The following is a 22129-nucleotide window of genomic DNA, read 5'->3' on the forward strand; positions in this document are numbered from 1 at the left end:
ACCGGCGGTCGGTCACGGATTCTCCGGCCAGGGGTGCTTCGGATACCGCCCGCGCATCTCCGAGCGGACCTGCAGGTAGGGCCCGGCCCAGAAACTCGCCAGGTCATCGGTGACGGCGAGGGGACGCTGCGCCGGGGAGAGCAGCTGGAACTGGATCCGTCGCCCGGCGACCTCGGGGGACGCCTGCAGTCCGAAACAGTCCTGCAGCTTCGTCGCCACCACCACCGGACCGCCGGTGCCGACCTCCGGATACCGCAGGTGCACGGTGCGTCCCGCCGGAAGCTCGAGGGACGTCGGCGCGGCATCGTCGATCGGGTGGTTCCACGGGATAAGTCCGCGCAGCAGCCCCGCCAGATCAGGACGCTTCCCGGCCACCAGGTCAGGCACGACGAACTCCAGCAGCCGGTCGGCGTGCCCCGCGTCAGCGACATCCGGGTAACCCTCCTCACCCTGCTCGTGCAGGTACTGGATGCGTCGTCGCAGCTCGTCGGCGTTCTTCGACCATTCGAGGACGCCCAGTCCGTGGGACGTCAGTCCGGCGCGCACCGCGTCCTCACGATCTGGCGCGCTGACGTCCTTCACCGATACCGGGGAGGACGCCAGCTCCACCGCGCCGAGACCCCGCACCCGGCGCGCACTGAGCTTCCCGGCCGGGCCACCTGGTGTCCAGGTGCAGGTCACGCCGTCGCGTAGCAGTGGGGCGGCGGCGTCGAAGGCCAGGTCCCCGGACAGGGGCACCGCAGCACGGATCACCGCGCCGGTGCCGTCGGTGGACCGGGTGGATGCCCCGGCGATGTCCGCCACGGCGATCCATTCCGAGCTCGCGGCACTGTCCCGCCACACTGCACCTGTCCCGGAGACCGTGAGATACCGGTTGCCGGAGGACGCGACCCGGTGGGCGATCAGCCCGGGGAAGGCGCAGGCCAGGGTGTAGGCCACCGCGTCGGAGCCGCGGAGATCGGGGTGGCTTTTTCCTGAGGTGGATGAGGTCGCGTCCTGAAGGATCCGCCGGAAGCGGGACACCACCGGATCCTTCGCCGACGGCAGGTTACGGGGCAGGTCGTCGGGTGAGCCGACACCGCCGTCGAGGACGGCGAGGACTTTGGCGACCGTGGCGGCGTCCACCCGTTGTGTCGCCTCCAGCCCGCCGCGCGCCAGCCGGGGGTCGGTGGGGATACGTGCGAGGCGGCGTCCTTCCCCGGTGGCCTCGCCGGAGGCGTCCACCGCACCGATGCCGCGCAGGGCGTCTTCGGCGGCATCGGCGGCAGGGGTGGGGAAGGGGTCGGGCAGCGGCAGGTCGGTGCCACGGGGTGAACCCCAGCACGCCACATCGAGCAGCGCGGCGGTGAGGTCACTGGTCAGCACCGCCGGCGGGGATGCGGCCGGAGCCTTGGCGTACTGCTCGGCGGTGAGGCAGCGGTACACGGTACCCGGGCCTTCGCGCCCGGCGCGACCGGCACGCTGGGTCATCGAGGCCTGGGACGCGGTCTCGGTGACCAGCACGGACATGCCGCGGGTGGTGTCGCGCCGGGAGACCCGGGACAGGCAGGCGTCCACCACCACGCGCACCCCGGGCACGGTCAAAGAGGACTCGGCGACGTCGGTGGCGACGATGACGCGGCGGGTTGCGTCACTGTGTCCGGTGACAATCCCCGCCTGTTCAGCGGTGCTCAGCCGACCGTGCAGGGCCTGGGCAGGTACCCCGTCCCTGGACAGCACTGCGGCGACCATCTCGGTGCCGCGGATGGTCGGTACGAAGGCGAGCACGTCACCGGAGCCCGTCTCCGCCAGTGCGCGGCGCACGGTGGCGGTGACCAGGTCCTCCACGGCTGAACGGTTCCGGCGGTCGCGGTTGACCATGGACTCCGACGAGGAGGCGTACCGGATATCCAGTGGATGGATGGGCGAGGGGACATCCACCAATGGTGCCGGGCCTTCTTCCCCGCCGAGCAGCGTGGCGAAGCGGGCGGCGTCGAGGGTGGCGGACATGGCCACGAGAATGAGATCGTCATGCAGCTCCCGCAGCTGGGCGAGCATGCCGAAGACCAGGTCGGATTCGAGATGCCGCTCATGGATCTCATCGATGACCACGGCGGCGACCCCGTCCAGATCCGGGTCATTGAGCAGGCGCCGCAGCAGTACACCCGGCGTCACCATCTCGATGGCGGTATGTGCGGAGACCTTCCGGTCGCCGCGGACGGTGTAACCGATCTCGTCGCCGAGCCGGGTTCCCCGCAGCTCGGCGATGCGTGAGGCCGAGGACCGGGCGGCGACGCGCCGGGGCTGGGTGACGATGACCTTCCCGTCCAGCCCGGCACCGCGCACATGGTCCAGCACATACTGCGGGGCCAGCGTCGTCTTACCGGTACCGGGTGGGGCCTGGACCACCGCACAGCCGCGGGACGCCAGGGCGTCGGTGAGGTCGCGGCGTCCGGCGGCGAAGGGGAGGTCAACCATGCCCACCAGGGTAGGTGGATCAGTCGCGGACGCTGACGGGTGCCTCGTCTTCGGCCCGGGACTTTCCGGCGGCGTCGTCCGGGCTGGAGAGGTAACGCTCGCGGGAGTCATCGAGCTCCGCCAGCCAGGGGGTGTGGTGGACGGTCGCCATCGTGCCGGTCATCACCGAACGGTGCGGCTGGTCACGGTAGGTGAGGATGTCGGTCTTCTTGTCCTTCTTCCAGGCGAGGAAGATCCGCACGACCTCGTCCAGGTCGAACATCGCGTAGTCCGTGGCCTCGATGAGGTCGCGGATGTAGTCGGCCTGGAACTGCACCGCGGCGGGGTCACCGTCGACGGCGTTGAAGCGCCCGAGCCGGGTGTCGATGCTCTCCTGGCGGGCGGCGGCGTCCGGCAGTGCGGCACGGCCGAGGATGAGGTCACGGACGTACCAGTCCTGGGCGTCGAACATGGTGAAGGTGAACCACTGGTCCCGGGCGCCGAGGTAGAACAGCTGCGGGTTCTTCTGCCACACCGTGCCGCGGTAGAGACCGGCCGGGTAGAGGTTGTTGCCCGAGTCGATGCTCAGCTCGTCCGGCAGGAACGGGTAGTGGTGCAGGTAACCGGTGCAGAGGATGACCGCGTCGAACTCGCGGACCGAACCGTCGGAGAAGTGCACCACGGAACCCTCGAACCGGTCGATGACGGGGAGCTCCTCCATACCCTCGGGCCAGCCGAAGCCCTGGGGCTTCGACCGGTAGCTCATGGTGACGGACGTCGCGCCCATCTTGTGGGCCTGCACCCCGATGTCCTCGACGGTGAGGGTGAAGGTGGCGTCCTCCTCGTTCCACTCGACCCAGAGCACGGCATGGGCGAACTTCACCTGATCCTTGACACCCGACTGGGACGCGCGTCCGTCGATGTAGTCCCACAGCACCTCACGGGGCGGGTAGGAGGAGATCGGTCGGCCGAAGTGCCCGTCGAAGGTGTACTCGGCGAACTCCAGGGCCTCCTTGGGGCCGTTGGACCAGAGGTTCCGCTACATCGAGGAGGGGACCGGTTCGCCGTAGTGGTCGGTGCCGGTACGCCAGGAGTAGTTCCACTGACCGCCCCAGTCGTCCTGCTTCTCGTAACAGACGATCTCCGGGACGATCTCCCCCTCGTTCCCCTGACGCTTCGCCGCGTCGAATGCCTGCAGGGCCGCCATACCACTGGGGCCCGCTCCGATAACTGCTGTCCGCTGCTGTCCGCGCACGTAATCCTTTTCGCCCGGAGGAGTCTCCCCAGGGTGCACATGAGGTCATTTGTGCATCCGGGGGATGGTCGACGGGTTGTCCGATCGGGGACACTGTCGGCGCAGATAACCCGTATACGCAGATAATAATAGCTGCTGCTTATCTGCCAGGGTCAGTCCAGGTAACACTTCTAATCTGTTTCCCGTGTATCTCTCTGCTGTCTCCGTCCTCCCCGGGCAGACGACGGAGGGCGGGGTTCACCGACGGCTCACCCGCCGGAGGGCTACAGTGGTTCTCCATGAGCCTGAAAGACGCCGCAGTCAGCATCGCCGGTAGATTGACCGATCGCATCCACATCGGAAATGGTCTTGACCAGCGGGAACTTTCCCCGGTCGGATGGTTCGAGCACGGACAGGCCGTCCAGCGTCTCACCGACAGCTTCGCCGCCGTGCCCGCCGATAAGCGCGTCCGCCTGGCGAAGAAGACCTCCAACCTCTTCCGCGGCCGCTCCGGCGACATGGCCGGCCTCGACGTCTCCGGCCTGCATTCCGTCATCGCCGTCGACCCGGTGGACAACACCGCCGACGTCCAGGGCATGTGCACCTACGAGGATCTGGTGGACACGCTCCTGCCGTTCGGCCTGGTGCCCACCGTCGTCCCGCAGCTGAAGACCATCACCCTCGGCGGGGCGGTCACCGGCATGGGCGTGGAGTCCACCAGTTTCCGCAACGGCCTGCCGCACGAGGCCGTCCTGGAGATGGACGTGCTCACCGGCACCGGCGAGATCGTCACCTGCTCGCCGACGCAGAACGCCGACCTCTACCGCGGTTTCCCGAACTCCTACGGCTCGCTGGGCTACTCGGTCCGGCTGAAGATCACCTGCGAGAAGGTGCCCGCCTACGTCGAACTGCGCCACGTCCGCTTCGACGACGTGGAGTCCGTCTCCGCCGCGCTCGCCGAGATCAGCGAGTCCAAGGAGTATGACGGCCAGCAGGTCGACTACCTCGACGGCGTGGTCTTCTCCCTCGACGAGGCCTACCTGACCCTCGGCCGGCAGACCGACGAGCCCGGCCCGGTGAGCGACTACACCCGCGGTGGCATCTACTACCGCTCACTGCAGCACCCGACGGGCGTCTCCTACGACCGCCTGACGATCCGCGACTACCTCTGGCGCTGGGACATCGACTGGTTCTGGTGCAACCGCGCCTTCGGCACCCAGAACCCCACGATCCGCACCCTGTGGCCCCGTGACCTGCTGCGCTCGAGTTTCTACTGGAAGATCATCGGCTGGGACCGCAGGTACGACCTCGCCGACCGGATCGAGGCACACAACGGCCGCCCGCCGCGTGAGCGCGTCGTCCAGGACATCGAGGTCACCCCGGCGAACCTGCCGGAGTACCTCACCTGGTTCTTCACCCACTGCGAGATCGAGCCGGTGTGGCTGTGCCCCATCCGGCTGGCCGACGGCGTCGAATCTCTGGCAGGACGCACCGAGGTGCTCGACACCGACGGTGCGGCGACGAGCCCCTGGCCGCTGTACCCGCTGACTCCGGGCGACACCTGGGTCAACGTCGGCTTCTGGTCCTCGGTCCCCGCCGACCTCATGGGTGCGGACGCCGCCCCCGGTGCCTTCAACCGGGAGATCGAGCGCGTCGTCGCCGGTCTCGGCGGGCACAAGTCGCTGTACTCCGAGGCGTACTACTCCCAGGAGGAGTTCGCCGCCCTGTACGGCGGGGATCTGCCGCAGAAGCTCAAGGCCGTGTACGACCCGGACGGACGCTTCCCCGGGCTGTACGAGAAGACCGTCACCAGCATCTAGAAAAAACAGAAGACACACCAGAAAACACCGGAAGACAAGGAGCCGTAGATGAGCAGCAGCCGCGCCGCTTTCACCCCACTGACCGTGGGTCAGATCGTCGAGAAGGTCATCGCCCCGCCGATGCCTTTCCATGTCACCGCCTTCGACGGTTCCACCGCCGGGCCGGAGGACGCCGAGCTGCGCCTGGAGATCACCTCCCCGGACGCCCTGGCCTATGTCGTCACCGCCCCCGGTGACCTCGGCCTGGCCCGCGCCTACATCACCGGTGGCCTGAAGATCTCCGGCGAGCACCCCGGTCACCCGGTCGCGGTCTTCGACCACCTGCAGCATCTCTACGACCAGTTCCACAGGCCCTCGGCGTCCGAGATGGTCGAGATCCTGCGCACCCTGAAGCATCTCAAGGTCTTCCGGTTCCAGCCGGCCCCGGTCCAGGAGACGCTGCCGGGCTGGAAGCGCGCCCTGCTCGAGGGCCTGTCCCGGCACTCCAAGGAGCGGGACAAGGAGGTCGTCAGCCGTCACTACGATGTCGGCAACGATTTCTACGAGCTCTTCCTCGGCGATTCGATGGCCTACACCTGCGCCTACTACCCCGAGGACGAGGGACTGGACAATATCCCCGGCCCGGCCGGTGACTGGAACCCGGAGAACTGGGCCAAGGGAGTGGATGCCAACGCCCCACTCACCGCCGCCCAGGACAACAAGCACCGCCTGGTCTTCGACAAGCTGGGCCTCAGGCCCGGCGAGCGGCTGCTCGACGTCGGCTGCGGTTGGGGAGGCATGGTCCGCTACGCCGCCCGCCACGGGGTGAAGGCCGTCGGCGTGACCCTGTCCCAGGAGCAGTACGAGTGGGGTAAGGCGAAGATCGAGGAGGAGGGTCTCCAGGATCTCGCGGAGGTGCGCTGCATCGACTACCGGGACGTCAAGGAGACCCACTTCGACGCGGTCAGCGCCATCGGCATCCTCGAGCACATCGGCGTGTCGAACTACGAGGCATACTTCGAGTTCCTCTTCTCGAAGCTGCGTCCCGGCGGACGCATGCTCAACCACTGCATCACCCGTCCCAACAACGTGAAGACGAAGACCGGCCAATTCATCGACCGGTACATCTTCCCCGACGGTGAGCTCACCGGCTCCGGCAAGATCATCACGATCATGCAGGACACCGGCTTCGACGTGGTCCACGAGGAGGACCTGCGCCCGAACTACCAGCGCACCCTCCACGACTGGTGCGAGCTGCTCGCCGCGAACTGGGAGGACGCCGTCGAGCTCGTCGGCGAACAGACCGCGCGGCTGTTCGGTCTGTACATGGCCGGTTCCGAGTGGCACTTCGAGCACAACAAGATCCAGCTGCACCAGGTGCTCGGCGTGAAGCCGGACGACGGCGGCTACATCGGCGTCCCCACCCGTCAGTGGTGGAAGCCCTGAGGGTCGGTACTATCACCTTCATGCGAAAGACCACCTCAGGCGCCCGGGCGCTGCTGTCCGCCACAGCTGTGGTGGCGACGGCCGGCCTGGCGCTGACTGCCTGCACCTCCGACGACAGTTCCACCCCGGAGGGCGGAGACACCTCCGCTCCTGCCCCGGAGACGGACGTCGACCCGGCGACCCTGGGCCTGGCGGTGGGCGACTGCGTCGCCGATCTCGGCGCGGCCGCCGGGGAGGTGGCTCCTGAGGACTCCGACGCGGACGCTGAGGACGCCGCGGACGCCGGGGACGCCGGGGGCGCCGAAGAGGCGACCACCGAAGACACTGAGGCCGCTGACGAGACGGCCACCGACGTGCCCGAGGGCATCGACGGGACGGTACCGACGTCCACCGCCGGTGTGGTCAAGGCGGACTGCGACGACCCCCATGTCGGCGAGGTCTACGCGCAGCAGGACCTGGACAACCAGGTGCTCTTCCCCGGCGCCCGGATGTCGCAGTTCACCGCCGCGGTGTGCACCGGTGAAACCTTCGAGGATTACATCGGGTACCCCTTCGACCTCTCGATCTTCGACGTCATCACCTACGCCCCCTCCAAGGAGAGCTGGGCGGCCGGCGACCGCACGGTGACCTGCGTGGTCACCGACCCGTCGGCAGGCTACATCCCCGGCACCCTCGAGGGCGCCGGGTACTGATCCGGGGTGACCGGGTACAGGCTCCGGTCAGTCCCCCGTGCCGAGCAGGGTCACCAGCTTCAGTCGGTTGGACTCCTCCAGGTGGTCCACGGTGATCTCCCAGGCCTTCGCCGGTGGCAGCACCGTCCTGGCCTCCACGTCGGCGAGCATCTGCCCGTAGACCTCCGTGACCGGCCGCGCGGCGTCCGGAGCGGTCTCCGGGATCATCGCCACAGCCTCCGCCGAGCCCCACACCGCCGGGTCGGCGATGTAGAGGTGTCCCTGCACCGCCGCATAACCCAGCGCGGCCTCACGCAGGTCACTGACCTGTTCCTCGGTGAGCGTGCCGGCCGAGGCGGCGTCCTCGATCAGCGGGACGCGGTCGACCGGGCGGTGGACGTCGACGATCCCCTTGATCAGGGGCGTCGGCAGCGTGCGCAGGGAGCGGGACGCCGCCGTGAAGACGTCACCGGTGCGGAGGTAGGGGCGTCCCACCACGATGGTGCGGGCGAGTTCCTGACAGGCGGTCATGAACGTCAGCAGCGTGGTCAGCTGGTCGGCGGGGGCGGTGTTGAAACCGTCGAGATCGTGGACTGCCGGGGTGGCGGCGGGGCGGGTCGCGAACAGGGGGGAGAAGGGTGAGGAGTTCAGCGTGTTCATGTCCGCAGTCTTCGCCCCGCGGATTACGCGGGTGTTTCTACTGTGCGAAGTCGTCGATACCCACGACATCGAGGGCGGTGAGCAGGGAATCTGTCTCCGCCTCGTCGGTGATCGTGATGCGTACCCCGTCACCGTCGAAGCAGCGCACGACGATGTGGCGTTCGGCCATCGCGTCGGCGAACTCGCGGGCACGGTCGCCCAGCGGCAGCCACACGAAGTTCGCCTCCGCCTGGCCCTGCAGCGACTCCGGCAGCCGGTCGAGGACGCGACCCCGCTGGACCACGGTCTCGTCGGTACGGGCCAGCAGTTCACGGCGGGCGTCGATGCTGGCGATCGCGGCGGCCTGGGCGACGGCGTTGTTGCTGAACGGGATGCAGACCTTGTTCAGGGCGTCGATGAACTCCGGGCGTCCGATGACGTAGCCGACGCGCAGCCCCGCCAGCCCGTAGGCCTTGGAGAACGTCCGGGCCACGGCCAGGTTCGGGTACGCGGCCAGCAGTGACAGGCCGTCCGGGGACTTCTCGTTGCGGACGTACTCGAAGTACGCCTCGTCGAGCAGCACCTGGACGTCCTGCGGCACCGAGTCGAGGAAGGTCTCGAGTTCGTTGCGGGTCACGGTCGTGGCGGTCGGGTTGTTCGGGTTGCAGACGATGATGAGCCGGGTGCGTTCGGTGATCGCCGCGGCGATGGCGGGCAGATCGTTGCGCAGCTCGGGGGTCAGCGGGACCTCCACGGCGGTCGCTCCGGCGACCTGGGCGAAGATCGGGTAGGCCTCGAAGCTGCGCCAGGGGTAGATGACCTCTTCGGGTGCGCTGCCGTCGATCCCGTCGCCCCCGCGGCAGCACGCGAGGACGGCCTGCTGGATCAGGGCGGAGGAGCCGGCGCCGACGGCCACGTTCTCGGCGGTGATGGGGAGGGAGGAGTCGATACCGTGCCACTGGGCGATGGCGGTGCGCAGGCCGGTGGCCGCCATGTCCGGGTAGCGGTTGGCCTTCGCGAGGGCGTGGGCCGCGGCCTCGACGACACCGGGCAGCGGGCCCTGGGTGATCTCATTGCTCGAGAGCTTCAGGCCCTGGGGGTCATCGGAACCCTGAGCATAGGACGGGAGGGCGGAAAGTGCAGGCCTGATCATGGGGAACAGCCTAGTCTCGGTGCAGGTTTGTCGTGCCGCGGGGGCTGATGTACTGTGACGGGAGCCGTTGCGCGAGCAACGGTGTGGAGACGTGCCAGAGCGGCCGAATGGGACTCACTGCTAATGAGTTGTCTTCCTAACAGAGGACCGGAGGTTCAAATCCTCTCGTCTCCGCCACTTCAGCTTCCCACGGCTTTCGTGAGGATGCGTCAGAAGCCGTCCGGATCTTGTGGTGAGTTCCGGGCAACATGGACTCGGTCCCGTTATACGGGGTGTGTGGTGTACCCTGGGACCGTGTGACGTACTCCGTCTGGTGGTGTGTCGGGGAAACTGAAGTCGCTGGAAACAGCGGGCGCCCGTAGCTCAACGGATAGAGCATCTGACTACGGATCAGAAGGTTGGGGGTTCGAATCCCTCCGGGCGCACGCTTTTCTTGAATCCCGTTCCGGGGTCGCGCAAACGACCACCGGGACGGGATTCTTTTGTTAGGTTCGCTGCTGTGACTAACACTGCTACCTTCACCACCCTGATCACCGGCGCGAGCTCCGGCCTCGGCGCCGAACTCGCCCGACAGTCCGCCGCCCTCGGCCACGACCTGGCACTCTGTGCCAGACGTACCGACCGACTGGATGAGCTGGCGACCGAGATCACCGCGTCCAACCCCTCCGTCACCGTGCGCACCTACGCCCTGGACGTCACCGACGGGGACACCGTGCGCGAGGTGTTCCGTACCGCGGACGCCGACGCCGGCGGACTCGACCGGATCGTCGCCAACGCCGGGCTGGGTAAGGGCCGCAAGATCGGTTCCGGGCAGCCGGACGCCAACCGGGAGACCGCGCAGACCAATGTCCTCGGCGCGCTGGCACAGGCCGAGGCGGCGATGGAGATCTTCCGTGAGCGCAACGCCGGTCACCTGGTACTCGTCTCCTCGGTGTCGGCGATCCGCGGCAACCGGAAGGCGATGGCGACCTACGGGGCGACGAAGGCTTTCGTGGCGAACCTGGGGGAGGGGTTGCAGAGTGAACTCCTGCAGTCGAAGACGCCGATCGACGTCACCGTGATTTTGCCCGGCTACATCGAGTCCGAGATGACCGCGCGTAAGGAGGGTGACGACGGGAAGGCGAAGCGTCCCCCGCTGATGACCTCCACGGAGAAGGGCGTGCAGTCCATGCTCACGGCGATCGAGGAGCGGAAGCGGAAGGCGTACGTCCCGGGGTGGCCCTGGCGGGTCATCGGGGCACTGTTGCGGGTCGCTCCGTTGACACTGGTCGGGAAGATCAACTGACGGTCGGTATGATCCTGGGTTTATGTGTTGTGGCCTGGTCTTTTGTGGAATCTTCCGCAGCTGTGTAGGCTATCTCTTCGTTGCCGGGAGATCGGCAGCGAAGGTAAGCGCCCGTAGCTCAACGGATAGAGCATCTGACTACGGATCAGAAGGTTGGGGGTTCGAATCCCTCCGGGCGCACCACAGTGGCCCCGCCGCCGGACAGAGTCCGGTCGCGGGGCCTCTTTCGTATGTCCATGTGACATGGGTGATCGGACCGACGGACCCCTGACCCTTCCATGTCCGGACACAGTGTCGGAAGGTCGTCCGGCTCGAAATTTTCCGATTCCTCGGCACCACTTCCGGACAGGGCGGGGGCAAGGGGAGGGTGGCATCTCTTCCTTCGTGGCGGCATCTGTCTATGTCGTCATGAACGGCCGAGGCGACAGGAAGGGATGCCGCTGAGCTGAGTCAGATGCCACCCGGGTAGGCACAGATTCCGGGAACGACCCGACAGGGTGGTCAGGAGCATCGGAACCACCCGGCCGGGTCGGATCCGGGTCGCTGACGAGCTCCTATCCGGGTTACTCCTCACCGCCATCCGCACCTCACACGTGCGTGCGGATGAACTCCCCGATCCGGTCCGGCCACGCCGCCACGTCCTCCGGCGTGTGCGCGATGGTCGTCTGCGCGGTCGGCAGCAGCTCCGCCAGCTCATGGAGCACTTCCAACGGATGCCCCTTGTCCTCCACCCAGCCGAGGATGAACACCGGGATCCCGGTCTTCCCCAGCTCGGCGATCTTCTCCCGGGGCGGCAGGTCATTACCGGCCGCACCCCGGTACACCGACGGCAGCAGTGACTGGTCGATGTCCGGCCAGGTGAAGGGCACATCGGCACCACGGGTCGGCGGCACCGGTTCAGCCCGGGTCGTCTCGGCGAAGGCGGCCAGTCCGTGCTCCTCGACGAAGTGCGCATTCGCCTCGTAGATCCCCGCCCGGTTGCCGCGCAGCTCCCAGGCCGTCGGCGGGATACCGAGCACCAGGCACGAGAACCGCTCACGGGCGGTCGCCGGATCCGAGGCCGCGGCAGTGAGGATCGTCGCCGCGCCCATCGACTGCCCCACAGCCGCGACCGGCGGGGTGACCGTGGCACCGTCCTCGGTCTCGTCGAAGAAGTGCACCATCCGCCCCAGGTCACGGGCCAGGGAGGTCCAGTGGTAGAGCGCGGGGATCCGGGCGCCGAGTGAGTGGCCGTGGCCCCTGGCGTCGTAGCGCAGTACCCGCAGGTCGTCCTGACCGGCGGTGAGGTCGAGGTGGAGGACCACGTCGCGGGCGCGGCTGGAGGTCAGCCCGTGCAGCTGCACCACCGGGATGCCGGAGGCGGGCCCCCAGGCGTCGTAGGCGAGGCCGTCGATGTATCCCGCTGTCGCATCGGTGGGGGCCGCCTCGACTGTGCCTGTCGAGCCTGTCGGACCGCCCGTGGTGCCGCTCATGGTTTGTCCCTTTCCGGAAATACCGCTGTAATCCCCCGTGCCTAGATTCCGGGGTATGAGACTCACAACTGTAGCCCGTATGGACATTTCTGCAGGACAGGTTCACGTGTTCGAGACCACAGTGGCCCCCGCACCCGGCGCGCACCCGGACGGGCACGCGGCATCCTTCGACCAGGCGAGGCACGCCGGCGCCGGTTCACGGCCCGGCTCGTGGCTGGCGGTGGCCTTCGCCGTCCCACCGGTCGGGCTCGGGAGGATCGGGGACGCCTGGCGCAAGGTCATCGACCGGCACGGGACACTACGCACGGTCCTCCGGGAGGACGCCGCCACCCGGACAACCCCACCCGGGTCACCACGGTTGATCAGGACACATGACATCGTCGTCACCGGGGGCCAGTGGCGCCGGGTCGGTGACGGCAGCGCCGACCCGCGTGGCGTCCTGCGGGAGCTCTTCGACGTCGCCTGTGACCCCTTCGGTACCCCGTCGTACCGGCTGACCGTCACCACGCACGAGGACGGCACCCGCACCGCGGTCATCGGTCTCGACCACAGCCACGGGGACGCCTGGTCCCTGCTGGTCCTGGCCCGTGACATGCTCGCCGTTCTCGGGGTCGGGGAGCATGAGGGGGTGGACCTCGTCGACGGTGGCGTCCCGGAGATGCCGGCGTCGGTGCCGTCCTTCGCCGACCACACCCGTGACCTGGAACGGCGTCCGACCGCCCCGACGGAGGTCCGCAACCGCTGGGCCCGGATCATGGCGGACGGGGACGGGGTGATGCTCCGCTTCCCGCTGTCGCTCGGTGACGTCTCCAGCCCCCGTGACGAGGTGGTGGAGGTCGTCGACGTGCTGGACACCGACGGTGTCGCAGCCCTCGAGCGGGCAGCACAGGACGCCGGCGTCCGGCTGCTGCCCCTGGCCGTCAGTGTGCTGGTGGGGGTGAACCACCGGATGGACGCCGGGGCACTGCGCGCGGTGTTCCCGGTGCACTCCCGGCGTGGTCCGGACGGTGACCGGCGGAGGTGGGCGGATTCGGTCGGCTGGTTCATCACCAACTCGGTCCTCGAGTGCGATTCGGCCGATCCGCTGGAGTGTGACGCCGCGGTCTCCGACGCCATCGGTCTGGGCGCGTACCCCCTGGAACCGCTGCTGCGTCCCTGGGGCGGTATGCCGCAGACCCCGGGCATGTTCGCCCTGTCATGGCTGGACAACCGCCGGCTCCCGGTGCAGCTTCCGGCGGAGGCACAGCCCCAGCACGTGTCCGCGTGGATCCGCACCGACGGGGTGATGGCCTGGTTCGTGCTCAACAACGACGGGATGCGGCTGCGGGTGCGCTACCCGCAGACCCCGGAGGCCTGCCAGACCGTCGGCACCTGGTCGCAGCTGGTGACCGAGGGGCTGCGGGAGATCGCCGGGGTGCAGGACGCGGAGCCCGTCGACATGGTCAGCTGACACATCCGGCCGGTGGGAGGACGCCACCGTAACTGTGCTCCGAACCGACCGGGGACTGGTCAGAGCCGGGGAGGTCGGCCAGGACCTTCACCGCCTCGACCGGGTCGGCGAGCAGTGACAGGGACAGCTTCCCCACCGGGTCGTCGTCGTTGAGCTCGGAGACGGTGCACCGGTCGGCCGGTGCGGGGTCGTCGTCGCCACCGGGCAGGCCCTGCCACAGGGCGACGGAGACGGCGTCCGCCAGGGCTGGGTCGGCGTCCAGGATGTCGGATCCGACGGCGGCGCCCAGGCTCTGACCGTGGACGATGATCTCCGGGCGGTCGTCGTCGGGGTAGGTGGCGACCCGGTCCGCGACCTCCCGGATCAGCGCTTCGGCGGAGTCCTCGGCGAGGTCACGCTGCAGCAGCAGGACCGCGGCGGAGGGGGCGGAGGAGTAACGCACGGACACCGAGGCGATGTCGCCGTCGGCCCAGTCCTCCATCGCCTCGACCTGGTCCGGGTCGATCCACCCGTAGCCGGTCGGCAGGTCGATGCTGACGTAACTCCGGTCGAGACCACCGGCGTCTTCCAGGGCGTCGACGGTGTCGCGGGCGGCGGTGGTGGCGTCGGTTCCGGGGTAGTCGCCGAAGACACGGACCGCGCCGACCGGGGACGCCTCGGAGAGCACGTCGCGCGGGGACAGGGCGAACGGGCCGGAGTCCAGCGACCACCAGACCGCCGAGCCGGCGAGCCCGTGGGGTAATCCGGCGAACAGGACGAGGAGCAGCAACGACAGTCCGGCGACGGTGCGGTGGGCCCGGGACAGGCGCGGCGGGTGGGAGATGGGCGTCGCGGTGCCGGATGCGGTGCCGGTCGCGGGGGTTGTCGCAGTGTTTGTCGTAGTGCGGGGGACTGTCGGTGTGGCCATGACCCGCAACGTACGGAGCGCAGGTCACCGCCCGGATCCCCGTGACGGGGGATTCCCGGCTCACTCTTCAGAGGGAGGCGCCGGAGGGGTCTCAGGCCACACCGTTCTCGTAGGCGAAGACCACGGCCTGCACCCGGTCACGCAGGGACAGCTTCTGCAGCACCTTGCGCACGTGCGTCTTCACCGTCTCCTCGGAGATGAACAGGGTCCCGGCGATCTCCTGGTTCGAGCGGCCGGTGGCGATCTGTTCCAGGATCTCGTGCTCGCGGGGCGTCAGTGACCTCAGCGCCTTCAGCGCCGCCTGCTCACCGGCGCTCTCACCACCCCGGATTCGTCCGGCGGGACGCTTCGCCACGGCGTCCTCGATGAGGCGCTTCGTCACCGACGGGGCGAGCAGCGCCTCCCCGGTCACCGCCAGACGGACCGCGCGGACTAGTTCCCCGGCCGGGGCGTCCTTCAGCAGGAACCCGGAGCAGCCCATCTGCAGGGCCTCGAAGACATAGTCGTCCAGGTCGAAGGTGGTGAGCATGACGATCTTCGGCGCCGGATCCAGCCCGGCGGACAGGATGCGGCGGGCGGCCTCCAGGCCGTCCATCACCGGCATCCGGACATCCATGAACACCACGTCCGGGTGCAGCCGGGTGACCTGTTCGACCGCCTGGGCGCCGTCGGCGGCGTCCCCCACGACGGTGATGTCCGGCTGTGCGCCGAGCAGGGCGGCGAAGCCCTGCCGGACCATGGCCTGGTCGTCGACGACGGTGACGGTGATATCTCCCATGGCCCGTGAACTTACCGGGCGACCGGCACAACGGCACGGACGCTGAACCCGCCGTCGGCGGCGGGCAGGGCGGTGAAGGACCCGCCGACGGCCTGCACCCGGGCGGCCATCCCCGGGATCCCCGCCCCGCCACTGTGCTCCGGGGGAACGATTTCCCCGGGCGCGGCCGGACCGTTGTCGACGCTCAGCTCGGCGTCGCGGCGGCCGTCCTTCTCCGTGACCGTGAGGTTGACCAGGACCCTCCCGCCCGGCGCGTGGCGCGAGGCGTTCGACAGGGACTCCTGGAGGACGCGCTGCAGCACCACCCCGACCGTGTCGTCGAGGGAGTTGACGGAGCTGTCCAGGGTCCAGGTGAGGTCCATTCCCGCGCGCCGGGCGGTGGTGAGCACCGGTTCGATCTGGTCGGCGCCGACCGGGGTGGTGGCTCCGGACTCGGCGTCCGAGCGCAGCACACCGAGCAGTTCACGGACCTGGTTGAGGGCCTCGCGGGCGGTGCCGGCGATGGAGTCGAACTCGGCGTGGACGGCGGGGGTGACGCCCTGGAGCCGGTAGGGGGCGGACTGGGACTGCACCACGATCATCGACATCTGGTGGGCGACCACGTCATGCAGGTCACGGACCAGCCGGTTGCGCTCCTCGGCCATCACCCGCAGCTGGGACTGCTCGGTCGCACGCGTGGTCTCGGTCTTCACCTGGCGGCGCGAGGCCAGCAGCCAGCGCAGCAGCAGGAAGAACGCCGACCAGACGAGGGCACCGACGATCCAGCCGACGACGACCTCGGGCGGGTTGAGCGCCATGAGCAGGGCGGTCGATGTGACGGCGAAGCTGACCTCACGGACCGGGCCGCGAAGCACGACCACCGCGAGGGTGAAGGCGAGTGCGAGGTGGAAGGCCACCGGCCAGCCGAGGGCGTAGTCGGGGTTGCCGTGGAACGGCAGGCTGACCAGACAGGACGCCGCGACGACCAGCCAGGACACCACCGGCCAGCGCACGGCGGTGATCACGGGCAGAGTTCCGGCGGCGGCGAGCAGCGGGACGATCGCGGCGTGCAGGGAATGGGTGAGGTGGAAGGTGGGCCAGGCGACGGCGAAGAGGATGCCTGCGAACAGGACCACCAGCGCCGGGGCGCCGTACTGCCGCACCTGCGGGTTCGTCCGGAGGGCCCACAGCCGTCGGATGGGGCGCTGTCGGGTGGGGCGGGGACGTCGCAGGGTGGGGCTCATGCTCTCCGACACTAGAGCGCGCCGCAGGGCAGGACATCCCTCTCCAGGGTGATTCGGAGGACGGGGAAGATCACTGCCGTGAGGGATCCGGGCGGTGGTCGGCGCTCCATAGCGTTCACGGTCATGACACGCCTCTCTGCACGTACCCTGTTGACCCGTCCCCGCTACCTCCTCACCTCCCGCGTCGCTGTCGCGCTGGTGTTCGCCCTCGGCGGGTCGACCGCGGCGGCCTCGCCGGTGGACGCGGCACCGGGTGAGAACACCGCCGACGTTGTGGACGCGGCTCCGGCACTGCCCGGGGCCGCCGTCGCCGCCGCGCGGGACCTCGCCGCTGTGGGCGTCGACGGTGATGAGGACGCGGAGTCTGACGCGGAGGCATGGATCACGTCCCTGCCCGGGGAGATCACCGGGGCTCTGGGGTATCAGCCGGTGGTCGTCGACGGCGTCCCCTCGGATCCGGCGGGAGACTGCTCCTCCCCGGTCCCGCTGCCGGCGTCCTTCACCCCGGCGTGCCTCACCCATGATCTGGGCTATGACCTGCTGCGTGTCGCCGACGCCACCGGTGAGGCCATTCCGACCGGGGTGCGCCCCGCGTTGGACCGGCAGCTGGCGTCCCGGATGGCCGGGTCCTGCACGGAGGCCGGGCTGCGTGGGGTGGGATGCCGGGCGATGGCCGGTGTCGCCGATGCCGCGGTGACCGCCAACAGCTGGCGGCAGAACGACGGTGCGCCGGTGAAGGAAACCTGGCCGTGGTCCTGACTCCCTGACTCCGGGGCCGTCCGGTCCGTGATCTACAGTCACATCCATGACCGATACCCGACCCGCTCCGACGCGTCGACGCCTCGGCCGGTGGATCGTCGGCACGGTGCTGCTCGTGATCCTCGCCGTGGTTGTCGCCGTTCTCATCGTCACCGGCGGGGACGGTGACGCGGCAGCGGGGGACGGGGACTCCCGGGCGGGCAGTGCAGACGGACCCGACCCTGACCGGATCCCTGCCGAGATCGACCGGATCGTCGGGAAGGTCTCCCGGGACTACGACGCATCCCTGGGCGTCAGCCTGAAGTCCGACGGTGAGGTGCTGCACGCCGGTGACCTGCAGGAGCTCCACGCCTGGTCGACGACGAAGGTCCCGGTGGCGATTGCGGCACAGCAGCACGCCGAGAAGAACGGCACTACCCGGTACATCGCCGACGACATCGCCGCCGCGATGACCATGTCCGACAATGACGCCGCGATGCGCCTTTTCGCCAGCCTCGGCAGCTGGCAGCGGGGGTCGGCCGCGCTGACAGCGGTGCTCAAGGAGAGCGGTGACCCCACGGATGCTCTCGCCGCGGAGAGCGAGCCGGACTACACCGGCTTCGGTGACATCCACTGGAGCCTCGACAACCAGGTGACCTTCGCCGACCGGATGGCCTGCCTCGACGGGTCGGAGCCCGTCCTCGACGAGATGGGACAGGTCATCCCCGTCCACCGGATGGGGCTCGGCGTGCTGCCCGGTGCCCGTTTCAAGGGCGGGTGGGGTCCGGAGAATGACGGAACCTATGTGCTGCGTGAATTCGGGTTGGTGGGGGAGAAGGACCGTCAGGTCCCCGTGGCGATCGCCGTGGTCCCCGATGACGGCCTGGACTCCGCCGCCCGGGAGGCTGCCCAGGCCCTGGCTGAGGCACTGGAGCCGGTGCTCGACGCGGCGGCGGACAACGGTGGCACCGCTGAATGTCAGGTTCCGGCGGGTGTGCCGGACGCCTCAGACGAGGAGCCGATGTCTGTCGAGGAGTTCATGGCGCAGTGACTTACACTGAAGCCTGACTCAGGAAAATGTGCGGAAGGAAACACAATGACCCAGAGCTGGGGCTACACTCCCCCGGAAGGTTCCGGGAGCGGCAGGCCGGGCGGTTCGGGTGCCGGCGAGGATGACGCCACCCGCGTCTTCCCTCCGGTGACCCCGGGCCAGGCCGGAGCTGCGGGCGCTGCGGGCACAGCCGGTGCCGGCGGTTTCCAGCACAATCCCTTCCAGTCCGGGCAGTGGGGCCAGCAGGGCCAGTACCAGCCTCAGGGGTACCCGCAGGGGCAGCCGGGTCAGCAGCGTCAGCAGGGTGACGGCGGTGGCAACGGCACGAAGATCGCCCTGATCATCGTGGTGATCCTGCTGGTCATCGCCCTCGGCGTCCTGCTCGCCACCCAGTGGAACAACCTCTTCGGCTCCGATGACTCCGACAACGGCGCGTCCTCCCCGGCCACCACCACCGTCGTCGTGCCGCCAGATGCCGGGGGCAGCGGAGACACGGAAGACTCCACCCCGTCCACCACCGCCTCCCAGGCGCGGCCCACCACCGCCGACCTGCCCGGTGGCGTCACCCCGGTGAACGCCGCGGCGTCCAACGGTGAGCCCACCGGAAACTTCAACTCCATATGGTTGTCCGGCCCGACCACGCCGGGCTTCGCCGAGAACGTGCGCAATGCCTACGTCGAGGCCTACCGCGTCGACCGGAACACCGACCAGACCGTCATCGCCTCGAGCCCGACCACCGGCCAGGCCTACACGATGAGCTGCTCGGACCAGGGGAGCTACATCCACTGCACCGGAGGCAACGACGCCCATGTCTACATCGCCTGACCGGCGTCTCGCGCGGCTCGTCCCCACGGTCGCCACCGCACTTCTCACGGCCGTCACGCTCAGCGGCTGCGTCATCGGCACCGTCGACGATGACGACGCCGACGGTGACGCAGGACAGGCCGTCGTCACCGTCACCGACGACGGAGCGCCGGATCCCACCGGTCCTGCCACATCCACCTCCGCTGCACCGGCCGCCGGTCCCGCCGAGGGTGCGGAGGTGAACGTCGACGTCCTCTATGCGCTGGCCTACCTCGACAACGGCAGCGTCGTCACCGCCGGTGACCTGGAAACCACCGTCGCCTGGTCGACAAGCAAGGTCCCGGTCGCTGTCGCCGCCCTGCGCGCCGTCGACGACGGCACCTCCCTGTCGGACGCGGCGACCGTCCAGGGCAACGTCACCTCCGCGATCACCGCCTCCGACAACGGTGCGGCCCAGGCCCTGTGGGACTCCCTCGGGGATCCCGCGACCGCCGGGGCGAAGGTCGAGGACGTACTGCGCGAGGGCGGGGACGCATCGACCACCGTGCAGACCCAGGTCGTCCGTGACGGATTCACGTCCTTCGGCCAGACCCTGTGGTCCACCGCCGACCAGGTGCGGTTCGCCGGCGGACTCTCCTGCCTCGCCGGGGCACAGCCCGTGCTCACCGCCATGGGGCAGATCTCCGCCGGGCAGGACTACGGTCTCGGCCGGATTCCGGAGGCGCGCTACAAGGGTGGCTGGGGTCCCGACACCTCCGGCAGCTACCAGGTCCGCCAGTTCGGACTGGTGCCCGGCGCCGACGGCACCCTGGTCCCGGTCGCTGTCGCCGTGACTTCCCCCGACGGCAGTTACGAGTCCGGATCCGCCGCCCTCAGTGAGATCGTCGACCAGCTCAGCGGCACCCTCAGTGGCGTCCACGGTGTGAAAACCACCTGCTGACCAGTGTTTTCCGTCTCCTGTGAGCGTCCACAGGTTGATGCTCTATGGTCGTGGGGTGGCAAGTTGGAACGAAGACGGAACAGACGGAACTGACGGGCAGGGCCGGGGCGGCACCGGGGGTCTGTGGACCCTCGGTGCCATTCTGCTGCTGATCCTCAGTGTCACTGTCTTCGTCACGGCCCTGAACTCGGGTTCCTCCTCCGAGAGCTCGGCGGACCGTGAACAGTCCGCGCTGGAGAGCGCTGCCGCCGAGGCGTCCCGTCCGACCGCACAGGAACAGGCCGAGGACGCGACCCGTCGTATCGAGGCCGTCGTCAACGACATCAGCGGGCGTTTCGATGCCCGGGTGGGCATCAGTCTGCGGGCCGGAGGCGGTGTGGTCCACGCCGGCGAGTCCGGCGATCTGCACGCCTGGTCCACGGCCAAGGTCCCCATCGCCTATGCCGCCGTCCAGAACATGCTGGACGCAGGGGAGGACCCTGCCGTTCTCGCCGATGACCTCACCTTCGCGCTGACGAAGTCGGACAATGACGCCGCCCTGCGGCTCTGGGAATCCCTCGGTACCGACGAGCAGTCCTCGGCCGCAGTCGACGGTGTCTTCCGGCAGGCCGGTGACCCCACCGACGCCGAAGGGGACCGCAACCGCGAGGACTACGAGGGTTTCGGTGACATCCACTGGACCCTCGACAACCAGGTCATCTTCGCCAACCGCATGGCCTGCCTGCCCGGTGCCGAGCAGGTCCTCGACCAGATGGGCCATGTCGTCGACGAGCACCGCGACGGTCTCGGCCAGCTGCCCGGCGCCCGGTTCAAGGGCGGGTGGGGTGACGAGAACGACGGCACCTACCTGTTCCGCGAGTTCGGACTCGTCGGTGAGGCCGACCACCAGGTCCCCGTCGCCTTCACGATCGTGCCCGGTGACGCCACCGACGGCACCGCCCGGGAGGCCTCCGCCGCCCTGGCAGAGGCCCTCGCCCCGGTGATCACCGACCTCGGCGCCGAGGGGGGCGTGGCGGAGTGCCAGGTCCCCGCCTCCGTTCCGCCGTCGGTGTAGCGTCAGGCCTCCGGCAGTTCTAGACCTCCAGCAGTCCGATCTGTGCACCGATGCTCTCGGCGTAGTGCAGCTGGTCCAGCCAACCGGTCGTGCCGGGCCGCAGCTGGATGTACGGACGGTTCGTCGGCCCACCCTTGACCCGCCCGGCCCTCGCCTCGTACCGCAGCCGGGCACCATGACCGGCGTCGACGAGCCCGGAGATGTCCCGGTGCGGGTCCGCCAGATTCTCCCGCGCTTCAGCCAGCAGGTCCATCGTCTCGTCGAGCGCGGTGACCAGGGCCTCCCGGTTGTTCTCGCACATCGCCCGGACCAGGCCCGGTTCGGTACCTGCGACGCGGGTGGCGTCCCGGAAACTCGATGCGGCCAGGGACAGTGCCAGCGCCCCACCCTGGTCCGCGGTCACCGCGAGGGCTTCGGCGAGGACGTGGGTGAGGTGGGAGATGCGGGCGACGGCCCCGTCATGCTTCCGGGCACGCGCCGGTACGACCACCGCACCGACCTGCACGGCCATGTCCACGACCCGGCACCAGATCTGCAGCCAGTCGGCATCCTCGGGAGCGCCGTCCTCCGGTGCGCCGTCGGTCGTCACGACCCACACCGCCCCCTGGAACAGGCCCTCCAGCGTCGCGTCCCAGCCGGAATCCGCGGTGCCGGCCATCGGGTGGCCGCCGACGAAACGACCGGACAGGCCGTGGGCTTCGACCAGCTGCAGCACCTCACCCTTCACCGAGGTCACGTCGGTGAGCCCGCAGGACGGGGCATGGGTGGCCACCGCCTCGAGCATCGCGGGCAGGGCGGGGACCGGCACGCCGAGCACGATGAGGGCGTCCTCCCGCTCGGCGCGGGACAGCGTGGCGACGAGGTCGCCGGAGACGTCGAACCCGTCGGAGGACGCCGCCTCCACCGTCGCGGTCGACCGGTTCCATCCGAAGGCCGGGGTTCCCGCGGCCGTCAGATCACGCAGCAGGCTGCCGCCGATCAGACCCAGTCCGAGCACGCACACCGGACCGGACCTGCCGGGGGAACGGGGGTGGACAGCGGGCTGTCCG

18 protein-coding genes, 3 tRNA genes and 1 pseudogene are annotated in these 22129 nt (G+C 69.2%); 13 read left to right on the forward strand and 9 right to left on the reverse strand.

The annotated features are described in order from the left end of the window. Positions 1-12 precede the first annotated feature (12 nt). Together CVA01_RS02675 and CVA01_RS02680 are read right to left on the reverse strand one after the other, a co-directional pair. On the reverse strand, positions 13-2457 hold the full coding sequence (locus CVA01_RS02675; RefSeq protein WP_170209668.1) for an ATP-dependent RNA helicase: 2445 nt from the start codon (positions 2455-2457) through the stop codon (positions 13-15). A gap of 19 nt (positions 2458-2476) precedes the next feature. Continuing rightward, positions 2477-3643, reverse strand: a pseudogene (locus CVA01_RS02680) (NAD(P)/FAD-dependent oxidoreductase). A gap of 326 nt (positions 3644-3969) precedes the next feature. Here CVA01_RS02680 and CVA01_RS02685 point away from each other — a divergent pair. The 3 genes from CVA01_RS02685 to CVA01_RS02695 are packed head-to-tail and all read left to right on the forward strand — an operon-like array spanning position 3970 to position 7607. Continuing rightward, positions 3970-5490, forward strand: coding sequence for an FAD-binding oxidoreductase (locus CVA01_RS02685; protein ID WP_141328418.1), 1521 nt, complete (start codon positions 3970-3972; stop codon positions 5488-5490). Between the two features lie 48 nt (positions 5491-5538). Then, the gene (locus tag CVA01_RS02690) at positions 5539-6915 is read left to right on the forward strand and encodes a class I SAM-dependent methyltransferase (protein WP_014011065.1); all 1377 of its coding nucleotides are present in this window, start codon (positions 5539-5541) and stop codon (positions 6913-6915) included. A 20-nt stretch (positions 6916-6935) separates the two neighbouring features. Then, positions 6936-7607: a septum formation family protein gene (locus CVA01_RS02695; RefSeq protein WP_244938100.1), complete on the forward strand. Its 672-nt coding sequence runs from the start codon at positions 6936-6938 to the stop codon at positions 7605-7607. A gap of 27 nt (positions 7608-7634) precedes the next feature. Here CVA01_RS02695 and CVA01_RS02700 read toward each other — a convergent pair whose 3' ends face one another. Continuing rightward, the gene (locus tag CVA01_RS02700) at positions 7635-8246 is read right to left on the reverse strand and encodes a hypothetical protein (protein ID WP_014011063.1); all 612 of its coding nucleotides are present in this window, start codon (positions 8244-8246) and stop codon (positions 7635-7637) included. 37 nt (positions 8247-8283) lie between these two features. Continuing rightward, complete coding sequence (locus tag CVA01_RS02705; RefSeq protein WP_141328420.1) at positions 8284-9378, reverse strand: histidinol-phosphate transaminase; 1095 nt, start codon at positions 9376-9378, stop codon at positions 8284-8286. A gap of 85 nt (positions 9379-9463) precedes the next feature. Between CVA01_RS02705 and CVA01_RS02710 the strand changes: the two genes are divergently transcribed. The 4 genes from CVA01_RS02710 (at position 9464) to CVA01_RS02725 (ending at position 10846) form a co-directional block, all read left to right on the forward strand. Further along, a tRNA-Ser gene (locus CVA01_RS02710) sits at positions 9464-9555 on the forward strand. A 175-nt stretch (positions 9556-9730) separates the two neighbouring features. Further along, positions 9731-9803: transfer RNA gene (locus tag CVA01_RS02715), tRNA-Arg, on the forward strand. A gap of 74 nt (positions 9804-9877) precedes the next feature. Then, on the forward strand, positions 9878-10663 hold the full coding sequence (locus CVA01_RS02720) for an SDR family oxidoreductase (protein ID WP_170209669.1): 786 nt from the start codon (positions 9878-9880) through the stop codon (positions 10661-10663). A gap of 107 nt (positions 10664-10770) precedes the next feature. Next, positions 10771-10846 (forward strand) — tRNA-Arg (locus tag CVA01_RS02725). A gap of 404 nt (positions 10847-11250) precedes the next feature. Here the strand turns inward: CVA01_RS02725 and CVA01_RS02730 are convergent. Beyond that, positions 11251-12135 (reverse strand): alpha/beta fold hydrolase, encoded by an 885-nt coding sequence (locus tag CVA01_RS02730; protein WP_082796370.1) that lies wholly within the window; start codon positions 12133-12135, stop codon positions 11251-11253. A 106-nt stretch (positions 12136-12241) separates the two neighbouring features. Between CVA01_RS02730 and CVA01_RS02735 the strand changes: the two genes are divergently transcribed. Then, positions 12242-13585, forward strand: coding sequence for a condensation domain-containing protein (locus CVA01_RS02735; protein WP_244938101.1), 1344 nt, complete (start codon positions 12242-12244; stop codon positions 13583-13585). Here the strand turns inward: CVA01_RS02735 and CVA01_RS02740 are convergent. The 3 genes from CVA01_RS02740 to CVA01_RS02750 form a co-directional block, all read right to left on the reverse strand. Next, complete coding sequence (locus CVA01_RS02740; protein WP_141328426.1) at positions 13578-14492, reverse strand: alpha/beta-hydrolase family protein; 915 nt, start codon at positions 14490-14492, stop codon at positions 13578-13580. The two genes, CVA01_RS02735 and CVA01_RS02740, sit on opposite strands and share 8 nt — an antisense overlap. A 91-nt stretch (positions 14493-14583) precedes the next feature. After that, a complete protein-coding gene (locus CVA01_RS02745; RefSeq protein ID WP_014011057.1) occupies positions 14584-15270 on the reverse strand; it encodes a response regulator in 687 nt (228 codons plus the stop codon). 11 nt (positions 15271-15281) lie between these two features. Beyond that, complete coding sequence (locus CVA01_RS02750; protein WP_141328428.1) at positions 15282-16493, reverse strand: sensor histidine kinase; 1212 nt, start codon at positions 16491-16493, stop codon at positions 15282-15284. A 123-nt stretch (positions 16494-16616) separates the two neighbouring features. Between CVA01_RS02750 and CVA01_RS02755 the strand changes: the two genes are divergently transcribed. From CVA01_RS02755 to CVA01_RS02775, 5 genes are read left to right on the forward strand one after another with little or no spacing between them, the layout of a single operon-like run. Then, positions 16617-17252 carry a hypothetical protein gene (locus tag CVA01_RS02755; RefSeq protein ID WP_141328430.1) on the forward strand — a complete coding sequence of 212 codons (636 nt, stop codon included), beginning with the start codon at positions 16617-16619 and terminating at the stop codon, positions 17250-17252. A 46-nt stretch (positions 17253-17298) separates the two neighbouring features. Continuing rightward, entirely contained in the window at positions 17299-18282 is a 984-nt protein-coding gene (locus CVA01_RS02760; protein WP_141328432.1) for a serine hydrolase, read from the forward strand. A gap of 45 nt (positions 18283-18327) precedes the next feature. Beyond that, the gene (locus tag CVA01_RS02765; protein WP_141328434.1) at positions 18328-19107 is read left to right on the forward strand and encodes a hypothetical protein; all 780 of its coding nucleotides are present in this window, start codon (positions 18328-18330) and stop codon (positions 19105-19107) included. Then, positions 19091-20026 (forward strand): serine hydrolase family protein, encoded by a 936-nt coding sequence (locus CVA01_RS02770; RefSeq protein WP_244938102.1) that lies wholly within the window; start codon positions 19091-19093, stop codon positions 20024-20026. Before CVA01_RS02765 ends, CVA01_RS02770 begins: the two co-directional genes overlap by 17 nt. A gap of 55 nt (positions 20027-20081) precedes the next feature. Then, the gene (locus CVA01_RS02775) at positions 20082-21080 is read left to right on the forward strand and encodes a serine hydrolase (RefSeq protein ID WP_244938103.1); all 999 of its coding nucleotides are present in this window, start codon (positions 20082-20084) and stop codon (positions 21078-21080) included. Between the two features lie 19 nt (positions 21081-21099). Here CVA01_RS02775 and CVA01_RS02780 read toward each other — a convergent pair whose 3' ends face one another. Further along, positions 21100-22083 (reverse strand): prephenate dehydrogenase, encoded by a 984-nt coding sequence (locus tag CVA01_RS02780; RefSeq protein ID WP_174775595.1) that lies wholly within the window; start codon positions 22081-22083, stop codon positions 21100-21102. Between the last annotated feature and the right edge of the window lie 46 nt (positions 22084-22129).

The organism is Corynebacterium variabile (assembly GCF_006539825.1).
Lineage (GTDB): Bacteria > Actinomycetota > Actinomycetes > Mycobacteriales > Mycobacteriaceae > Corynebacterium > Corynebacterium variabile.

Bases quoted from the DNA above. Each gene is read 5' to 3' on its own strand.
- CVA01_RS02675 (WP_170209668.1), bottom strand. From the start codon at position 2,457: ATGGTTGACCTCCCCTTCGCCGCCGGACGCCGCGACCTCACCGACGCC.
- CVA01_RS02685 (WP_141328418.1), top strand. From the start codon at position 3,970: ATGAGCCTGAAAGACGCCGCAGTCAGCATCGCCGGTAGATTGACCGAT.
- CVA01_RS02690 (WP_014011065.1), top strand. From the start codon at position 5,539: ATGAGCAGCAGCCGCGCCGCTTTCACCCCACTGACCGTGGGTCAGATC.
- CVA01_RS02695 (WP_244938100.1), top strand. From the start codon at position 6,936: ATGCGAAAGACCACCTCAGGCGCCCGGGCGCTGCTGTCCGCCACAGCT.
- CVA01_RS02700 (WP_014011063.1), bottom strand. From the start codon at position 8,246: ATGAACACGCTGAACTCCTCACCCTTCTCCCCCCTGTTCGCGACCCGC.
- CVA01_RS02705 (WP_141328420.1), bottom strand. From the start codon at position 9,378: ATGATCAGGCCTGCACTTTCCGCCCTCCCGTCCTATGCTCAGGGTTCC.
- CVA01_RS02730 (WP_082796370.1), bottom strand. From the start codon at position 12,135: ATGAGCGGCACCACGGGCGGTCCGACAGGCTCGACAGGCACAGTCGAG.
- CVA01_RS02740 (WP_141328426.1), bottom strand. From the start codon at position 14,492: ATGGCCACACCGACAGTCCCCCGCACTACGACAAACACTGCGACAACC.
- CVA01_RS02745 (WP_014011057.1), bottom strand. From the start codon at position 15,270: ATGGGAGATATCACCGTCACCGTCGTCGACGACCAGGCCATGGTCCGG.
- CVA01_RS02750 (WP_141328428.1), bottom strand. From the start codon at position 16,493: ATGAGCCCCACCCTGCGACGTCCCCGCCCCACCCGACAGCGCCCCATC.
- CVA01_RS02755 (WP_141328430.1), top strand. From the start codon at position 16,617: ATGACACGCCTCTCTGCACGTACCCTGTTGACCCGTCCCCGCTACCTC.
- CVA01_RS02760 (WP_141328432.1), top strand. From the start codon at position 17,299: ATGACCGATACCCGACCCGCTCCGACGCGTCGACGCCTCGGCCGGTGG.
- CVA01_RS02765 (WP_141328434.1), top strand. From the start codon at position 18,328: ATGACCCAGAGCTGGGGCTACACTCCCCCGGAAGGTTCCGGGAGCGGC.
- CVA01_RS02770 (WP_244938102.1), top strand. From the start codon at position 19,091: ATGTCTACATCGCCTGACCGGCGTCTCGCGCGGCTCGTCCCCACGGTC.